The 816-nt window shown below is 38.5% G+C and carries 3 protein-coding genes; all 3 read right to left on the bottom strand.

Going from position 1 to position 816, the window contains the following annotated elements; translation table 11 throughout:
• On the bottom strand, positions 1-246 hold a 246-nt coding region (locus N1032_RS24630; protein WP_259543153.1), incomplete at its 3' end, for a phage protein.
• The gene (locus N1032_RS24625; RefSeq protein WP_259543152.1) at positions 246-419 is read right to left on the bottom strand and encodes a hypothetical protein; all 174 of its coding nucleotides are present in this window, start codon (positions 417-419) and stop codon (positions 246-248) included. The genes N1032_RS24625 and N1032_RS24630, both read right to left, overlap by 1 nt.
• Positions 412-759: a hypothetical protein gene (locus N1032_RS24620; protein WP_259543151.1), complete on the bottom strand. Its 348-nt coding sequence runs from the start codon at positions 757-759 to the stop codon at positions 412-414. The genes N1032_RS24625 and N1032_RS24620 overlap by 8 nt, the downstream gene beginning before the upstream one ends.
• Positions 760-816: the final 57 nt, after the last annotated feature.

Genomic DNA, 816 nt, shown 5'->3' with positions numbered 1-816 from the left:
CTCATCTTCTTCAATCACTTTACTATCAAGGAGTCTTTGGATTGTTTGAACGGCTGCTTCTTGGGCTGAAATATACCCGAGGATATATTGTTCAGAGAAGCCTTGTTCTTTGAGGTCAGTGACATTACCAACTGCGAAGCTGTAACCACTGGAGAGAATGGTGAGGAGATATTCTGCTACGATAGCAGGAATGGCAGGAGCACCAGAAGCACCTTGTTCAATGATGTTTCTGTATCGAGGTAACATTATTCCTCCGTATGAACCCAATTAGCTAAGATGCTGTTGATACGATTATCGTGTTCTTCTTGAGTTTCCAGAGAAATAATTTCTTTAACGTTGTTGTGAATTACTTCACGAGCTTCATCAATCTCTCTGTCAAGTTGAGCAATACGGGAAAGTCGAGCTTCATCATTAAGCATTAGTATCTTCCTCCATTGCTTTATAATACACTTCATCGTGAACTACATCTTCAATACTGGTAGAACCTAAACCATAGTCAGGGTTCTCTTTAGTCATTCTTACTTTACGCTGGAAGGTGTAGTTAGCCATCTGTGAAATATGGATGTATACAGTTTCGTCATTACGTTTATCCACTGTCTTAATAATCAGCGGTAACTTAGAATCCTCAGAGGGATAACGATGTTGATTGACGATATTCTCAACAAGGTCTGTAGCAATCTCAGCGGCTCTGGATAATTCACCAATAGTGAAACCCATACCACCAGATTCTTTTGCTAAATTAATTACAGTATTAAACATTTAACTCTCCGATAGTAATAAAAAGATAGTGATAGTTTTTCTGGTTATCTATCAAAC

The organism is Herbiconiux daphne (assembly GCF_024979295.1).
GTDB classification, from domain to species: Bacteria; Actinomycetota; Actinomycetes; order Actinomycetales; family Microbacteriaceae; genus Herbiconiux; species Herbiconiux daphnes.
Note: the sequence above shows the minus strand (reverse complement) of the source record. Positions and strands in the feature narration are given on the sequence as shown.